Origin of the sequence: Micromonospora craniellae (assembly GCF_014764405.1) — a bacterium.
In the GTDB taxonomy this organism is placed as follows: Bacteria; Actinomycetota; Actinomycetes; order Mycobacteriales; family Micromonosporaceae; genus Micromonospora; species Micromonospora craniellae.
In genome coordinates this window covers 5230207-5246236 of sequence record NZ_CP061725.1, presented here as the reverse complement: position 1 = coordinate 5246236, position 16030 = coordinate 5230207, and the positions used below count along the sequence as shown (strand labels likewise).

The 16030-nt window shown below is 71.7% G+C and carries 13 protein-coding genes; 6 read left to right on the top strand and 7 right to left on the bottom strand.

All coding sequences use genetic code 11. From position 1 onward, the window contains the following. Positions 1 to 19 precede the first annotated feature (19 nt). Complete coding sequence (locus ID554_RS23810) at positions 20 to 1507, top strand: phytoene desaturase family protein (RefSeq protein ID WP_117228447.1); 1488 nt, start codon at positions 20 to 22, stop codon at positions 1505 to 1507. A gap of 102 nt (positions 1508 to 1609) precedes the next feature. On the opposite strand, the gene ID554_RS23805 is transcribed toward ID554_RS23810, so the two are convergent. Beyond that, entirely contained in the window at positions 1610 to 2299 is a 690-nt protein-coding gene (locus ID554_RS23805) for a CDP-alcohol phosphatidyltransferase family protein (protein ID WP_117228446.1), read from the bottom strand. A gap of 43 nt (positions 2300 to 2342) precedes the next feature. Then, positions 2343 to 3260 (bottom strand): methylenetetrahydrofolate reductase [NAD(P)H], encoded by a 918-nt coding sequence (gene metF, locus ID554_RS23800; RefSeq protein WP_117228445.1) that lies wholly within the window; start codon positions 3258 to 3260, stop codon positions 2343 to 2345. Between the two features lie 158 nt (positions 3261 to 3418). Between metF and ID554_RS23795 the strand changes: the two genes are divergently transcribed. Then, positions 3419 to 4501: a polyprenyl synthetase family protein gene (locus ID554_RS23795; protein WP_117228444.1), complete on the top strand. Its 1083-nt coding sequence runs from the start codon at positions 3419 to 3421 to the stop codon at positions 4499 to 4501. A gap of 116 nt (positions 4502 to 4617) precedes the next feature. Here ID554_RS23795 and ID554_RS23790 read toward each other — a convergent pair whose 3' ends face one another. Then, complete coding sequence (locus tag ID554_RS23790; RefSeq protein ID WP_117228443.1) at positions 4618 to 4992, bottom strand: Rv2175c family DNA-binding protein; 375 nt, start codon at positions 4990 to 4992, stop codon at positions 4618 to 4620. A gap of 164 nt (positions 4993 to 5156) precedes the next feature. Here ID554_RS23790 and pknB point away from each other — a divergent pair, with 164 nt between their 5' ends. Both pknB and ID554_RS23780 read left to right on the top strand, forming a co-directional pair. Next, positions 5157 to 7148 carry a Stk1 family PASTA domain-containing Ser/Thr kinase gene (gene pknB / locus ID554_RS23785; RefSeq protein ID WP_117228442.1) on the top strand — a complete coding sequence of 664 codons (1992 nt, stop codon included), beginning with the start codon at positions 5157 to 5159 and terminating at the stop codon, positions 7146 to 7148. Continuing rightward, positions 7148 to 8023 carry a deoxyribonuclease IV gene (locus tag ID554_RS23780; protein ID WP_117228441.1) on the top strand — a complete coding sequence of 292 codons (876 nt, stop codon included), beginning with the start codon at positions 7148 to 7150 and terminating at the stop codon, positions 8021 to 8023. The genes pknB and ID554_RS23780 overlap by 1 nt, the downstream gene beginning before the upstream one ends. 61 nt (positions 8024 to 8084) lie before the next feature. On the opposite strand, the gene ID554_RS23775 is transcribed toward ID554_RS23780, so the two are convergent. The 4 genes from ID554_RS23775 to ID554_RS23760 all read right to left on the bottom strand — a co-directional run bounded on the left by ID554_RS23775 (position 8085) and on the right by ID554_RS23760 (position 12987). Further along, positions 8085 to 9116, bottom strand: coding sequence for a threonine aldolase family protein (locus tag ID554_RS23775; RefSeq protein WP_191088618.1), 1032 nt, complete (start codon positions 9114 to 9116; stop codon positions 8085 to 8087). A gap of 68 nt (positions 9117 to 9184) precedes the next feature. Next, the gene (locus ID554_RS23770; protein WP_117228439.1) at positions 9185 to 10591 is read right to left on the bottom strand and encodes a class II 3-deoxy-7-phosphoheptulonate synthase; all 1407 of its coding nucleotides are present in this window, start codon (positions 10589 to 10591) and stop codon (positions 9185 to 9187) included. Positions 10592 to 10677: 86 nt separating this feature from the next. Beyond that, positions 10678 to 11184, bottom strand: coding sequence for a hypothetical protein (locus tag ID554_RS23765; protein ID WP_117228438.1), 507 nt, complete (start codon positions 11182 to 11184; stop codon positions 10678 to 10680). A 183-nt stretch (positions 11185 to 11367) separates the two neighbouring features. After that, positions 11368 to 12987, bottom strand: coding sequence for a glycosyl hydrolase family 18 protein (locus tag ID554_RS23760; RefSeq protein WP_117228437.1), 1620 nt, complete (start codon positions 12985 to 12987; stop codon positions 11368 to 11370). Between the two features lie 797 nt (positions 12988 to 13784). Between ID554_RS23760 and ID554_RS23755 the strand changes: the two genes are divergently transcribed. Continuing rightward, positions 13785 to 15104 (top strand): quaternary amine ABC transporter ATP-binding protein, encoded by a 1320-nt coding sequence (locus ID554_RS23755; protein WP_117228436.1) that lies wholly within the window; start codon positions 13785 to 13787, stop codon positions 15102 to 15104. Next, positions 15101 to 15988 (top strand): ABC transporter permease, encoded by an 888-nt coding sequence (locus tag ID554_RS23750; protein ID WP_117228435.1) that lies wholly within the window; start codon positions 15101 to 15103, stop codon positions 15986 to 15988. Before ID554_RS23755 ends, ID554_RS23750 begins: the two co-directional genes overlap by 4 nt. Positions 15989 to 16030: the final 42 nt, after the last annotated feature.

The following is a 16030-nucleotide window of genomic DNA, read 5'->3' as shown; positions in this document are numbered from 1 at the left end:
CCCTCTGGGAGGACATCGCATGGCGCGGATCGTGGTCGTCGGCGCCGGAGTGGGTGGACTGGCGGTCGCCGCCCGGCTGGCCGTCACCGGGCACCAGGTGACCGTCCTCGAACGGGCCGACACGGTCGGCGGCAAACTCGGGCGGTACACGCACGACACCGCCTCCGGGCCGTTCCACTTCGACACCGGTCCCAGCCTGCTCACCCTGCCCGGGATCTTCCACGAGCTGTTCGAGGCGACCGGGGCCAAGCTCGACGAGTACCTGGACCTGGTCCCGCTGGACCCGATCGTGCGGCACGTCTTCCCCGGCGGTGGTCCGGTGCTCGACTCCTGCGCCGACCCGGCGGAGTTCACCGCCCGCATCGGCGCGGCCCTCGGCGACCGGGCGGCCGCCGACTGGCAGCGGCTGTGGCGGCGCGCCGACCGGGTGTGGCGGGCCTCCGAACGCGACATCCTGCGCCGCCGCGTCGACTCGCCCCGGGACCTGACCCGGCTGGCCTGGCGGCTCGGCGACCTGACCGCCATCCGGCCCGGGCAGAGCCTGCGCGGGCTGGGTCGCGCCCACCTGTCCGACCTCCGGCTGCGGATGCTGCTGGACCGGTACGCCACCTACACCGGCGCCGATCCGCGCCGTGCGCCGGCCGCGCTGGTCGCGGTCCCGTACGCGGAGTTGGCCTTCGGCGGCTGGTACCTGCGCGGCGGGCTGTCCAGCCTCGCCGACGCGCTGCTGTCGCGCTGCCTGGACCTCGGGGTGGTGGTGCGGACCGGCGCCACGGTCATCCGGATCGACGCGGCGGGCGGGCGGGCGCACGGCGTACGCGTCGACGGGCAGGCCGCCCCGGTGCCGGCCGACGTGGTGGTGGCCAACGTCGACGCGCTCACCGTCTACCGGGACCTGCTGCCCGACCCGCGTCGGCTGGCCGGTCTCGCCGACCGCAGCCTGGCCGGTTTCGTGCTGCTGCTCGGCGTACGCGGGAACTCCGGGCTGGCCCACCACACCGTCTTCTTCCCGCGCGACTACGACGCCGAGTTCGACGCGATCTTCGGTGCTCCGGGGCGGGGGGTGCGCGCCCGTCCGGCGACCGACCCGACCGTCTTCGTCACGGTGGCGGACGACCCGGCGGTCCGCCCGACCGACCACGAGGCATGGTTCGTGCTGGTCAACGCCGCCCGCCACGGCACCGTGCCCGGGGCGGTGGACTGGCGGCGGCCGGGGCTGGCCGAGGCGTACGCCGACCGGATCCTCGACGTGTTGGCCGAGCGGGGCATGGACGTGCGGGACCGGTTGGTGTTCCGCGAGATCCGCACCCCGGCCGATCTGGCCGACTCCACCAGCGCGCCTGGTGGAGCCATCTACGGTACGGCCGGTGGTCTGCTCCGCCCCGCCAACCGGGGGGCGGCGCACGGTCTGTGGCTGGTCGGCGGCTCCAGCCATCCGGGCGGCGGGCTGCCGATGGTGACCCTGTCCGCGCAGATCGTCGCCGACGAGATCGGCCCCGCCTGGTAGGGGTGGGGATGTAAGGAAGGGCACCTTCTTAACGCCTGCGGTAGAGAAAGGGCCCCTTGTTAACACCGACCGGCGGGCCGACGGCGGTCAGTCGACGGGCGGTCAGTCCGCGTCGATCAGGGCCCGGCGGACGGCGGAGAGCAGTTGACCCAGGCCGAAGGCGGCCAGCAGCACCCAGACCGCGGTCGCCATGGTGATGGTGCCGGCCGCCAGGTCCAGCTCGATCAGCCCGGTCAGGCCGGCCAGGAGCAGCCCGGCGACGGCCACGCAGACCCGGGTGGGCCGCTCCCCCACGGTCACCGCACCGATCTCCCGCATCCCGGCCGCGACCGCGCGGGCCCGGACGTACTCGTGCAGCCAGGACAGCGCGCCGGCTGCGGCGACCAACCCGCCCGGCGCACCGACCAGCCAGAACGCCACCAGCCAGGCTGCCTCGCCGAGCCGGTCGGCAAGCGAGTCGTAGACGTAGCCGAGCCGGGTGGTGCGGCCGGTGACCACCGCCACCGCGCCGTCGACGCTGTCCGCCACCGAGGCGAGCAGCACGAACAGCGCGGCCAGGAACGGCCCGTCGCCCGGCCGCCCGGCGAACAGCGGTACGCAGAGGCAGAGCAGCACGCCGAAGACGGTGACCGCGGTAGGGCCCACCCGGAGCCGACCCAGCAGAAACCCGACATGGTAGGCGAAACGGAGCCAGCCGCGTACCACGGGGGTGGCCGCCCGAGGGTCGAACCCGCCGTGCAGCCGGGCCCACGCCGTGGCGTACTCGTTCCAGTTCAGCTGTCTGCCCACCACGGTTCAACCGACCCGACGGCGCGGAGGTGTCGCGCCCGCCGCCTCACGTAGCGGCGCCCACCCGCAGGTTCTGCCAGATCTCACGGGTCGCGGTGGAGCGGTTGAAGGTGATGAAGTGGATCCCGGGGACGCCCTCGTCGAGCAGTCGCCGGCACATCTCGCTGGTCTGCTCGATGCCGAGCCGGCGGACCGCGTCCGGGTCGTCGGCGACCCGCTCGAACCGCGCCGCCAGGGCCGGCGGGAAGGGTGCCCCGGACAGCTGCTCGGAGCGTTCGATCGTGCCGATCTTGGTCACCGACATCACGCCGGCCAGGATCGGTGTGTCGCAGCCGGCGGCGGCCACCCGGTCACGCAGGCGGAGGTACTCGTCGGCGTCGAAGAACATCTGGGTGATCGCGAAGTCGGCACCGGCCCGGCACTTACGGACGAAATGCTCGGTGTCGGCGTCGATGTCCGGCGAACGCGGGTGCCGGTAGGGGAAGGCGGCGACGCCGACACTGAAGTCGCCGGAGCGGCGGACCAGGCGGACCAGGTCCTCGGCGTAGTGCACGCCGTCCGGATGCGGCACCCACTCGCCGTTGGGGTCGCCGGGCGGGTCGCCCCGCACCGCCAGCACGTTGCGCACCCCGGCACCGGCCAGCCGACCGATCACGTGCCGCAACTCGGCCACCGAGTGGTTGACCGCGGTCAGGTGGGCCATCGGCAGCAGGGTGGTCTCGGTGGCCACCCGCTCGGTGACCGCGACCGTGGTGTCCCGGGTCGAACCGCCGGCGCCGTAGGTGATCGAGACGAAGGAGGGGCGCAACGGCTCCAGCTCGCGGATGGCCTGCCAGAGCTGCCGCTCGCCCTGCTCAGTCTTGGGCGGCATGAACTCGAAGGAGAAGGTCGGTTGGCAGTCGCGCACCAACTCCCCGATCGCCGGTTGCGAGTTCGGGAGGATCGAGGGAAGTCCAAGCGCCACGCACCGACTCTAGCGGTCGGTCCCCCGTACCCCCAGCACCTTCCCAGGGGTGGGGACGTGGCCGGCACCCGCCCGAGGAGTCGGTACGCAGGTGAACCACGGCGCGCCGGACGGTAGGTGGTTCGCCGTGTCCGGCCCCGACCCACTAGCGTCGGGACGTGACCCACGCTGCTCCTGTCTCCCCCGTCGACCGTGCCGGCCTGCGCCAACGCGTCGACAAGGCACTGACCGACTTCCTCACCGCCCGCCGGGCCTGGATGACCGGTGTCGACGACGCGCTGGTGCCGGTGGCCGAGGCGATCGAGGCGTTCGTGCTCGGCGGCGGCAAGCGGCTGCGGCCCGCCTTCGCGTACTGGGGCTACCGGGGCGCCGGTGGGGTGGACACCGATCCGGTGGTGACAGCCCTCGCCGCGCTGGAGTTCGTCCAGGCCAGCGCCCTCATCCACGACGACCTGATGGACCGGTCGGACACCCGACGGGGTGAACCCGCGGTGCACCGTCGGTTCGCCGCCCGACACCGGTCGGCCGGCTGGGGCGGCGACCCGGACGGTTTCGGCGACGCGGCGGCGATCCTGCTGGGTGATCTCTGCCTGGTCTGGTCCGACGAGTTGCTGCACTCGGCCGGGCTGGACCCCCGGACGGTGGCGCGCGCCCGCCCGGACTTCGACGAGATGCGCACCGAGGTCACCGTCGGGCAGTACCTGGACGTGGTGACCCAGGCCACCGGCGACACCTCGCTGGAACGGGCCGGCAAGGTCGCCCGGTACAAGTCGGCGAAGTACACCGTGGAAAGGCCGCTGCTGCTCGGCGCGGCCCTGGCCGACGCGCCCGCCGACGTCCGCATCGCCTACTCGGCGTACGGGCTGCCGCTGGGCGAGGCGTTCCAGTTGCGCGACGACGTGCTGGGTGTCTTCGGCGACCCCGCGCAGACCGGCAAGCCGGCCGGTGACGACCTACGCGAGGGCAAGCGGACCTACCTGGTCGCGGCGGCGCTGGAAGCCACCGACGAGGCCGGACGCGCGCTGCTGCTGGCCGGGCTCGGCGACGCCGACCTGGACACCGAGGGCGTGGCCCGGCTACGCGAGCTGATCACCTCGACCGGGGCGCTGGCCCGCACCGAGCAACGCATCGTCACGCTCACCGACGCGGCGCTCGCCGCGCTGACCGCCGTGGACCTTGACACCGAGGCGCGGCAGGCCCTGGTGGACCTGGCCATCGCCGCCACCCGCCGGGCCGACTGACCGGCGCGACCACGCGACCGGGCCGGCCGGCCGCCCGGTCACGGTCGGCTCGGTCGCGGCGGGTCGGGTTGGTCAGGTCGGTCGCGGTCGCCCGGACGCGGTCGGTCGCGGTCGGGTCAGAAGCCGAGGGCCTGTGCGCGGCGCTTGATCTCGCGGGCCTGGTCGCCCGCCAGGGCGGCGGCGGGGGTACCGCCGGGCAGGGACGCGTCGGGCTCGTAGAGCCAGCGCAGCGCGGCCTCGTCGTCGTAGCCGGCGTCGGCCAGCAGGTTGAGGACGCCAGGTAGGTGTTTGAGCACGGTGCGGTTGGCCACCAGGCCGGCGGGGATCCGCCGGACACCGTCGCGGCGGACCGCGATCAGCTCACAATCCCGGATCAGCTGGTGGACCTTGCTGATCGGCAGGTCGAGCCGCTCGGCGACATCCGGCAGGGTCAGCCAGTCGGCGGGGCCGGCCTCGGGCGCGGTGCCGTCGGCGGGTACGGAGTCGGTCACCGGAACACCCTGCCATGCCACCCTCCCCCCGGGTCAACGACCTCCCGTCAGCGCGCTGAACAGGGACGGCGGCATCCCGAGTACGCGTGGTGACCCCACGGACGTGCCTGCGGCGGTAACATCCGGTTCTACCTTCTCCCCCCGGACACATAGACTCCCTGCCGATGGACACACAGGTCGCCGACACGTTGCTGGGCTCGCTGATCGACGGGCGCTACCGCATCCGCGGTCGCGTGGCTCGTGGCGGCATGGCGACCGTGTACACCGCCACCGACGAGCGGCTCGAACGCACCGTCGCCTTGAAGACCATTCACGCCACCGCCGGCGCTCCGGGACGCCCCGGGTTGGCCGGCTTCGTCGACCGCTTCACCGACGAGGCCAAGACCATCGCCCGGCTCACCCACCCGAACGTGGTGGCGGTCTACGACCAGGGCACCCACGCCGGGATGCCCTACCTGGTGATGGAGTACGTGCGCGGCCGCACGCTGCGCGAGGTGCTGGCCGAGCGGCGCCGACTCAACCCGGACGAGGCGCTGGCCATCACCGAGCAGATGCTGGCGGCGATCGCCGCCGCCCACCGGGCCGGGCTGGTGCACCGCGACATCAAGCCGGAGAACGTGCTGGTCGCCGAGGCGCCCAGCGGCGGCCCGGCCAACCTCGTCGACGGGGTGGTCAAGGTCACCGACTTCGGGCTGGCCCGCGCGGTCGAGGCCAGCACCGACCACGACAACGGCGGCCAACTGATGGCCACCGTGGCGTACGTCGCCCCGGAACTGGTCACCGACGGCCGCGCGGACGCCCGCACCGACGTCTACTCGGCGGGCATCGTGCTGTTCGAGATGCTCACCGGCCGGGTGCCGTACGAGGGCGCCCGGCCGATCGACATCGCCTGGCAGCACGTCGACCGGGACGTCCCGGCACCGTCGACGCTGGTCCCCGGCCTGCCCAGGGTGCTCGACGACCTGGTCGCCCGGGCCACCCGACGCGACCCGGCGGCCCGCCCCGCCGACGCCGCCGCCCTGCTGGCCGAGGTGCAGGTGGCCCGGGACGGTCTCGGCACCGCGAACAGCCACACCGCCATGCTGCCGTCGATCGCAGACGGGCCGGCGGTCTCCCAGCCGACGATGGTGGTCTCGACGGTCCGCCCGCCCGATCGGCCGACCTGGGCCCGGCTGCCCGAGGGCGGCACCCCGCCCCGGGGCCGACGCCGGGCCGCGCCGAGCGGCGGCGACGGCCTGCCTGCCCAGGTGGCCGCGCTGCGGGCCCGCCTGTCCGGCGGGGACTCCGGCGGACGCCTGGCCATCGCCGCCGTCGTGGTGGTGCTCGGGCTGGTGGCCGCGCTCGGTGGCTGGTGGTTCGGGGTCGGCCGGTACACCACCGCGCCGGAACTGGTGAGCATGAGCAAGGTCGAGGCGGAGTCCCAGGCGTCCCAGGGCGGCTTCACGGTGCGCTACGCCGAACCCCGGCACGACGACGAGGTCCCGCGCGACGGCGTGCTGGCGCAGGAGCCGGCCTCCGCCGCCCGCATCCTCAAGGGCGGCACCGTCACCCTGACCCTGTCGCTGGGGCCGGACCGGTTCCCGATGCCCGACGTGGTCGGCAAGGACTTCGACCTGGCCGAGGCGGACCTCGACAACGTGCAGCTCAAGGTCGTCAAGGGCCCCACCCGGTACGACGACGGCCTGCCGGAGGGCATGGTGGTGGCCACCAGGCCGGAGGCGGGCGAGGAGGTCAAGCCGGGGCAGGAGATCACTGTCTTCCTCAGCAAGGGACGGGCCCCGATCACCGTGCCGAACCTGGTCGGCAAGAGCCTCAACGAGGCCCGCGGGATCATCGGCCAGCTCGGCCTGGTGCTGGTCGAACCGACCTACAAGGAGTCCGACAAGCCGCGCGACGAGGTCCTCGGGCAGAGCCCGGCCGACGGCAGCGGGGTGGAGAAGGGCGCCCAGGTCCGGCTGGAGGTCAGCGAGGGGCCGCCGCAGGTGACCGTGCCCCGGGTCGTCGACCTGCCCTGCCAGCAGGCCAAGCAGACGCTGGAGAGCCAGGGCTTCCAGGTGTCCGTGCAGTTCAACCCGAACGCCGTCGCCCGGTTCCAGAACCCGGGCGAGAACACCCAGGTGCCGCCCGGCAGCCAGGTCACCATCGGGTGCTTCTGATGACCACCGGACACCCCGGCCACCGGCCGCTCGGCTCGCACACGCCCACCTCCGGTGGTCTGGCGAAGGCGGCGCTGCCGTACGTCGACGCGGCCGGGTCCGAGGTGACGCAGGTCTACGTCGGCAACTCCCGTGGCTGGGCGACGCCGGCCGGTGACCCGGTGCAGGACGCGCTGTTCCGCGACGGCTGCGCCGAACGCGGCGTGGCCGCCTACATCCACGCGTCGCTGCTGGTCAACCTGGGTTCGCCGACGGAGGCCACGGTCGAGCGCTCGGTGCAGACCCTCGCCCACGCGCTGCGCCGGGGCACCGCGATCGGTGCCCGGGCGGTGGTGTTCCACGCCGGCAGCGCGGTCGACGCCGGGCACGCCGAAGCGGCGATGCGGCAGGTACGCGAGTCGCTGTTGCCGTTGCTGGACTCGGCCGCCGCCAGCGGCGGACCGATGCTGCTGGTGGAGCCGAGCGCCGGTGGCGGGCGGTCCCTGGCCTGCCGGGTGGAGCATCTCGGTCCGTACCTCGACGCGGTGGACCGCCACCCCTGGCTCGGCGTCTGCTTCGACACCTGCCACGCCTGGGCGGCCGGGCACGACCTGGCCGCCGAGGGCGGGATGACCGAGACGCTGGACGCCCTGGTGGCCACCGTCGGCACCGACCGCCTGCGGCTGGTGCACGCGAACGACTCGAAGGACCTGTGCGGTTCCACCCGCGACCGGCACGAGAACATCGGCAAGGGCATGATCGGTGAGCCGGCCTTCGCCGAGCTGATGCGTCACCCGGCCACCGCGGGCGTCCCGATCCTGGTGGAGACGCCCACCGAGGGGCACGAGGGCCACGCCGCCGACATCGCCACCCTGCGCCGCCTCGTCCCCGCCTGACCGGCGACGACCGGGCCGTACCCGCGACCCGCGGCCGCGCGCGAAGGCGGCGGCGGGTGGGTCAGCGGCGCAGGACGCGGGCGAGCACGGTGGCGGCCTGGTCCACGGCGTCGTCGGTCACGTCCAGGTGGGTCACCAACCGGGCGGTACGCGGACCGAGCACCGAGATCAGGACACCGTCGGCGCGGGCGGCGGCGGCCAGGGACGGCGCGTCCAGGGACGCCTTGGTCAGGTCCAACGGCACCAGGTTGGTCCGCGCGACGCCGGCCAGCACCCCGAACGGGGCGATCGCCTCGGCCAGCCGGGCCGCCTTCGCGTGGTCTTCGGCGAGCCGGTCGACATGGTGGGCCAGGGCGTACCGTCCGGCGGCGGCCAGGATGCCGGCCTGGCGCAGCCCGCCCCCCATCCGCTTGCGGATCGCCCGGGCCCGGTCGATCCGCTCGGCGCTGCCGACCACCAGCGAGCCGACCGGTGCGCCCAGCCCCTTCGACAGGCAGACCGACAGCGTGTCGAACAGCGCCCCGTACCCGGCCAGCGGCACTCCGTCGGCGACGTGCGCGTGCCAGATCCGGGCACCGTCGCAGTGCAGCGCCGCCTGCGCGGCGTCGGCCACCTCACGCAACGCACGGAGCGTGTCCAGCGGGATCACCCCGCCGCCGCCCCGGTTGTGGGTCTGCTCCACGGCGATCGCCCGGGTGGGCACCGTCCAGTAGCCGTCCGGACGGACCATGCCGGCGACCACGTCGGGGGCGATCTCCGCGCCGACCGCCGGCCAGGTCCGCGAGGTGATCCCGCCGTACGCGGCAGCCGCACCCATCTCGTACGTAATGACGTGCGCGTCGGCGTCGCAGAGCAGCTCCGCGCCGGGCGGCACCACCAGTTGCAGGGCGATCTGGTTGGCCATCGACCCGCTCGGGCAGAACAGCGCCGCCTCGTGCCCGAACAGCGCGGCGACCTCGGCCTCCAGCGCGTTGACCGTCGGGTCCTCGCCGTAGACGTCGTCGCCGACCTCGGCGGTGGCCATCGCCTCCCGCATCCCGGCGGTCGGCCGGGTCACCGTGTCCGACCTCAGGTCGATGAACAAATCAGCCACAGTCATCCTTTCGGCCGCCGACTGCAGGGCTCGCAAGCTCACTCCTCGCGTCAGCCACTGTCATTGCGTCAGCCACGGAGCATCTCCGCAACGAGGAACGCCAGTTCCAGCGACTGCTGGGTGTTCAGGCGGGGGTCGCAGGCGGTCTCGTACCGGCCGGGCAGGTCCAGGTCGGCGATGCCCTGCGCGCCGCCCAGGCACTCGGTGACGTCCTCGCCGGTCAGCTCGACGTGCAGGCCGCCCGGGTGGGTGTCCAGCCCCCGGTGCACCTCGAAGTAGCCCAGCACCTCGTCGACGATCCGGTCGAAGTGCCGCGTCTTGTAGCCGTTGGACGACTCGTGGGTGTTGCCGTGCATCGGGTCGCACTGCCACACCACCTTGGCCCCGGCCGCGGTCACCTTCGCCACGATCGGCGGCAGCGCCTCCCGGACCTTGTGGTTGCCCATCCGGCTGATCAGCGTCAGCCGCCCGGGGATGTTGTCCGGGTTGAGCTTCTCGCACAGCTCGATGGCCTCGTCCGGCGTGGTGGTCGGACCGAGCTTGACGCCGATCGGGTTGGCGATGCGCGAGATGTAGTCGATGTGCGCCCCGTCGATCTGCCGGGTCCGCTCGCCGATCCACAGGAAGTGCCCGGACAGCCCGTACGGCCGCCCGTCGGAGACCCGGCTCAGCGCCCGGTCGTACTCCAACGCGAGGGCCTCGTGGGAGCAGTAGAGGGTGACCGTGCGCAGCGCTTCCTCGTCGGTCATCCCGCAGGCCCGGATGAAGGCGAGCGCCCGGTCGATCTCGCGGGCGATCGCCTCGTACCGCTCGCCGGCCGGGGAGTTGCGCACGAAGCCCTTGTTCCAGTCGTGCACGGCGTGCAGGTCGGCCAGGCCGCCGGAGAGATAGGCGCGGAGCATGTTCATCGCGGCGGCCGAATTCGCGTACGCCCGGATCATGCGTTGCGGGTCGGCGACGCGCGCCTCCGGCGTGGCCTCCAGCGAGTTGATCATGTCGCCGCGGTAGGCCGGCAGCCCCCGGGCGTCGGTCGGCAGCGACCGCGGCTTGGTGTACTGCCCGGCCACCCGGGCCACCTTGACCACCGGCAGCGACGCGCCGTAGGTGAGCACGATCGCCATCTGGAGCAGCGTGCGGGCGTTTGCCAGCAGGTGACTCTCGGTGTTGTCGGCGAAGGTCTCCGCGCAGTCACCGCCCTGGAGCAGGAACGCCTTGCCCTCGCAGACCAGCGCGAGGCGCCGACGGAGCTGGTCGACCTCGTACGGCGCGACCACCGACGGCACCCTGTCGAGCACCTTGCAGACCTCGGCCACCTGGGCCGGGTCCGGCCAGGGTGGGGTCTGGGCCCGCGGCAGCTCCCGCCAGCGGTCCAGGCCGAGGGCGTCGTCCTCGGCGGAGTTCACGGTCGGACGGCTGGTCTGCAACACCGGGCTGCCCACCGACGGATGGCTCAACTGATGCCACTCATGGCGCATGAATCCCAGCGTACGGCGACCGGCCGGATGGTCGACCGGCGAGGGGCCGGGTTCCGGCAGATGGACGGATCAGGCGACCGCAGAGGTCACGGAGTCGGCGCCGAGGCGCTGCCGTCGGGCACCACCGGGGCGGGGCTGTTCCCGCCCGGCCGTTCGGCGGAGATGCACCAGTCGAGTCCGTCCTTGGTGACCGTGAACAGCAGCGCGCGGGTCGCCTCGCGACGACCGGTGGTCACCGTGACCGAGACGCTGACCTCCTGCCCGGCCTCTCCGGGCCGGATGTCGACGATCTCGGAACGGGGCACCTCGAAGTGGTCGGCGAAGTCACCGTTGGGACCGGTGGCGGCAACGTCGAACGCCTCGTGCAGCACGGTGCAGAGCTGGCTACGCCCGGCAGCCACGTCCTTGGCCGCCATCGCGTCGAGGTACGCCTGCACCCGCTCACGGGCCTTGAGCATGGCTTCCTCGGCGGGAGCCCGACCGGGCTTCTCGGCCTCGTCCTCCCCGCCGAGCAGGCCGCAGCCGACCAGCGCGGACGGCATGGTCGCGAGCAGCACGGCGGTGACGACCGACCGCCGGAGTCTCGTTGGCATCGCTGTCGCTACCTCCCACCCGGGTCGATCGGCGAGTCTGTCACACCCACCCTCGATGTAAGGAAGGGACCCTTCCTATCGCCTTTTGTATAGGAAGGGTCCCTTCCTTACACCTACGGCCGCGGACGGGGAGGGGCCGGTGCGGCTCCTCCCCGTCGTGTGGGTGACGCGTCGGCCTTCGGCTCAGCCGAGACCGCCCTTGATGGCGCTGATCAGCTCACCGTTGCTAGTGTCTCCGGAGAGCTCCCAGAAGAATGCGCCACCGAGGCCCTGGTTCTTCGCGTACGTCATCTTGCCGCCGATGGTCGACGGGGTGTCGTAGCTCCACCAGTTGCTACCGCACTTGGCGTACGCCGTGCCGCCGACGGTGCCGGTGGCCGGGCAGGTGTTCTTGAGCACCTTGTAGTCCTCGATGCCCTGCTCGTAGGTGCCGGGGGCCGGGCCGGTGGCGGTGCCGCCGGGCGTCGTCTGGGTCACCCCGGTCCAGCCCCGGCCGTAGAAGCCGACGCCGAGCAGCAGCTTGTTGGCGGGGATGCCCTTGCTCTTGAGCTTCTGGATGGCCGCGTCAGACCAGAAGCCCTGCTGCGGGATACCGGTGTACGAGTAGAGCGGCGAGTGCGGGGCGGTCGGCCCCTGCGCGTTGAAGGCGCCGAAGTAGTCGTACGTCATCGGCATGATCCAGTTGAGGTGGGTCGAGGCACCGGCGTAGTCGGTCGCGTCGATCTTGCCGCCGTTGCTGCCGTCCGCGGTGATCGCGGCGGTCACCAGCGCGGACGGGCCGAACCGGGCACGTAGCGCGCTGATCACGTTCTTGAACGCGTTCGGGCCGCTGGCGTCGCAGGTCAGGCCGCAGGCGTTCGGGTACTCCCAGTCGATGTCGATGCCGTCGAAGACGTCCGCCCAGCGCGGGTCCTCGACCATGTTGTAGCAGCTCTCCGCGAAGGCGGCCGGGTTCTGCGCGGCCTGGGTGAAGCCGCCGGACCAGGTCCAGCCACCGACCGAGAAGATCACCTTGATGTGCGGGTACATCTGCTTGAGCTTGCGCAGCTGGTTGAAGTTGCCCCGCAGCGGCTGGTCCCAGGTGTCGGCGACGCCGTCCACGCTCTCCGCCGCGGTGTACGCCTTCTCGTAGTCGGCGTAGCTGTCACCGATGGTGCACCGGCCGCCGGTGGTGTTGGCGAAGGCGTACAGGATGTGGGTGAGCTTCGACGCCGAGCCGCTGGTGTGGATGTTCTTGACATGGTAGTTGCGACCGTAGACGCCCCATTGGGTGAAGTAGCCGACCACCTTCTGGCCGCTCGGCGGCGGCGTGGTCGGGGGCGGGGTGGTGGGGGGCGGAGTCGTGGGCGGAGCGGTGGTCGGCGGGGTGGTGGTCGGCGGCGTCGTGGTGGGCGGCGGGGTGCCACCGCCGCAGGCCACGCCGTTGACCGTGCAGTTCAACGGCGCGCGGTACGCACCGGTGCCGTTGTAGCCCCAGCTGAAGGAGGCGCCCGGGGCCAGCCCGCCGGCCCAGCTCTTCTTGACGGCCACGTAGCGGTTGCCGTTGCGGGTGACGTCGGCGTCCCAGGAGCTGCTGATGCTGGTGCCGGAGGGCAACTCGAACTCGATGCGCCAGGTGCTGACGGCGGCGGTCGAGCCGTTGGTGACGGTGACCCGCGTCTCGTGACCGGTCCCCCAGTCCGACACCCGGCTGAACGAGGTGGTCACGCTTCCGGCGCCGAACGCCGAGGCCATCGGGACCGTGGCGACGGTCACCGCGACCACGGCGCCGACCCAGAGGGCCCGGCGGAGCGATCTCTTCATGTGGCGTCTCCAAACAGTTAGGAAACTTTCCCAAAAGGATGAGGAGACGCTACTCACACGTCACCACTTCGTCAAGATGCGCATGTCTCGATCTCCCGACGCGACCAGGACCCGCATCGCCCCCGGAGCGCGCCGGCAGGCCCGGCGCCCGGCATCCCGTTCGCAGCCGTCGGGTCGATGGCGGCATCGAGCCCCGCCGCCGGGATCTCACCCAATATCGATCGACATCTGTCGATTGTCGACCCTGCGGCCGGCCGCGGGAATTCAGGGCCCGCCGGAAGCGTGTAGATCCCATGGAGATTTTGTCTCAGTTTCACGAAGGTTCCATGTCGAATCCATGAATATCCACATCGGTCGAATTAATCCCGCGCAACGACGCACCGAGCCCCCAGACAAGAATCTGGTGCCGCCGGACTCGGGAGGTGCGCTGGGCCACACGGACAAGCAGAAGCCATCGGCACACCACGACTACGAACCGTGACCGCTGCGGCCCTCAATATCGACCGGTTTGCCCAGAGATATCCGCCATCGGAGGTCCCGCCAGTTACCCGATTCTCCATCCCAGAACTGCACCTCTGCCACCAATACTGCCCGCAATGGCCGCCGCCGTAACGCATTCCAATCGCTCCGCTTCCCGCACGGGACGGCAACGAGGTTTTCGTCAACGGAAACCCGTCGGGTAGGGTCGTGTCTCGCTCACCTGGGACTGTCCTGCCTCCGGCGGCCCACGGCACGACAGATTATCGATAGATGCGCGTACGTCGCCCGAGAATGACGTCGTACCATATGCCCTTGGAATGGAGACCGTGTCCGCACTCAGAGTGAACTCCCTGTACAAGGTCTACGGGAACCGCGCCGACAAGGCGATGGAAATCCTCAGGAACAGCGCAGGCCGGGACGAGAAGCTGGCCGGGCTGCCGGTCACGGCCGCAGTCGTCGACGCGAACTTCGAGGTCAGACGCGGCGAGATCTTCGTGGTCATGGGTCTGTCCGGCTCGGGGAAGTCCACCCTGATCCGGATGCTCAACGGACTGCTGCCCCCCACGCACGGCACGGTGGAGGTCGACGGAGTCGACATCACCACGCTCAAGCCCGCCGCACTGCGCAAGCTACGCCGCGAGAAGATCAGCATGGTCTTCCAGCACTTCGCGCTCCAGCCACACCGGTCGGTGTTGGACAACGCCAGCTACGCGCTGGAGGTCGCGGGCATGCCTCGTGCCGAACGCCGGGAGAGGGCACTGCAGGCGCTGCGGATGGTCGGCCTGGACCACTGCGCGGACAAGCTGCCGCAGGAACTGTCCGGCGGCATGCGCCAGCGGGTCGGCCTGGCCCGCGCGCTCGCCGCCGGCACCGACATCATGCTCATGGACGAGGCCTTCTCCGCGCTCGATCCGCTCATCCGCCGCGAGGTGCAGGACCAGCTTCTCGAACTACAGGCCGAGCTCGGCAAGACGATCGTGTTCATCACGCATGACCTCAACGAGGCGATGCGCCTCGGCGACCGCATCGCGGTCATGCGCGCCGGCCGGATCGTCCAGATCGGCACCGCCGAGGAGATCCTCACCGACCCGTCCAACGACTACGTCGCCCAGTTCGTCGCCGATGTCGACCGGACCAGGATCCTCACCGCGTCGGCGGTCATGGAGCGGCCGCTCGGCGTCGTGGACGTGAACTCCGGCCCGCGGGTGGCCGCCCGCGTGCTGCGCGAGACCCAGACGTCAGCCGTCTACATCACCGGCCGCGACAAGCGGTACCTGGGCACCGTGACCGCCGACGACGCCACCCGGGCAGTCCGGGACGGGCTGACGAACCTCCAGGAGATCGTGTCGACCGGGTACGCTCGGAAGGTCGACGACACCACGCCGGTGGCCGACATCTTCGCGCCCTGCGCCGAGAGCCCGGCACCTGTCGCCGTGGTCGACGCGGCCGGGCGGCTCGCCGGCGTGATTCCGCGGGTCACGCTGCTGAGCGCCCTGGGCAGCATCAGCGCTGATGCAAGCGAGCACACCGCCACGCCGGAGCCGGCCGACACGACGCCGACCGGAAGCGACACCGCGCCGGTACCGGTCCAGGTGGTTGCCGAGCCGTCGGGCCGCCTCACGGGAGAGCCCGCATGAACCACGCCGACAGTCTCGACGACATGCTGCCGTACATCCGGATCGGCGACGCGTTCAAAACCGCCGTCGACTGGTCGAGAGAGCATCTGTCCGCTGTCTTCGACGGCATCGCCGCCACCGTCGACGCGCTGGTCGAGCCGCTGGTGGACCTGCTGACCGCGCCCCCGGCGATCGTCATGGTGCTGATCTTCGCTGGCCTCGGCTGGTGGCTGCGAGGCTGGAAGTTCGCCCTCGGCACCGCGCTCGGACTCGGCATGGTGGCCGGGATGCCGATCTGGGACCAGACCATGAGCACCCTGGCGCTGGTCCTGGTGGCCAGCGGACTCGCCCTGCTGCTCGCCGTGCCGACGGGCATCTTCATCGCGGAGAACCGCCGCGCCTCGGCAATCATCCGACCGGTGCTCGACCTGATGCAGACGATGCCCGCATTCGTCTACCTGATCCCGGCCATCTTCTACTTCGGTGTCGGTGCCGTGCCCGGCGTGCTGGCCACCGTGGTGTTCAGCATGCCGCCCGGGGTACGCCTGACCGAGTTGGGCCTGCGCCAGGTCGACCGCGAGGTCATCGAGGCCGGTGAGGCGTTCGGCGCCTCGCCGTGGAAGATCCTGCTGCGCACCAAACTGCCACTGGCCCTGCCCACCATCATGACCGGCGTCAACCAGGTCATCATGCTGGCGCTGTCGATGGTCGTCATCGCGGGGATGGTCGGTGCCGGCGGTCTCGGTGAGGTGATCATGACGGCACTCGCCCGAGTCCAGGTCGGCGCAGGCTTCGAGGGCGGCATCGCCGTGGTGATCCTGGCGGTGGTGCTCGACCGCCTCACCGATTCGATCGGCGCGCGTACCGCGTCCGCGAAGGCGCAACGCGCCATGCAACGAGCCTGATCCCCCGTCCTGACCCACGCAGGGAAGTCTCGTCGCCGGTGC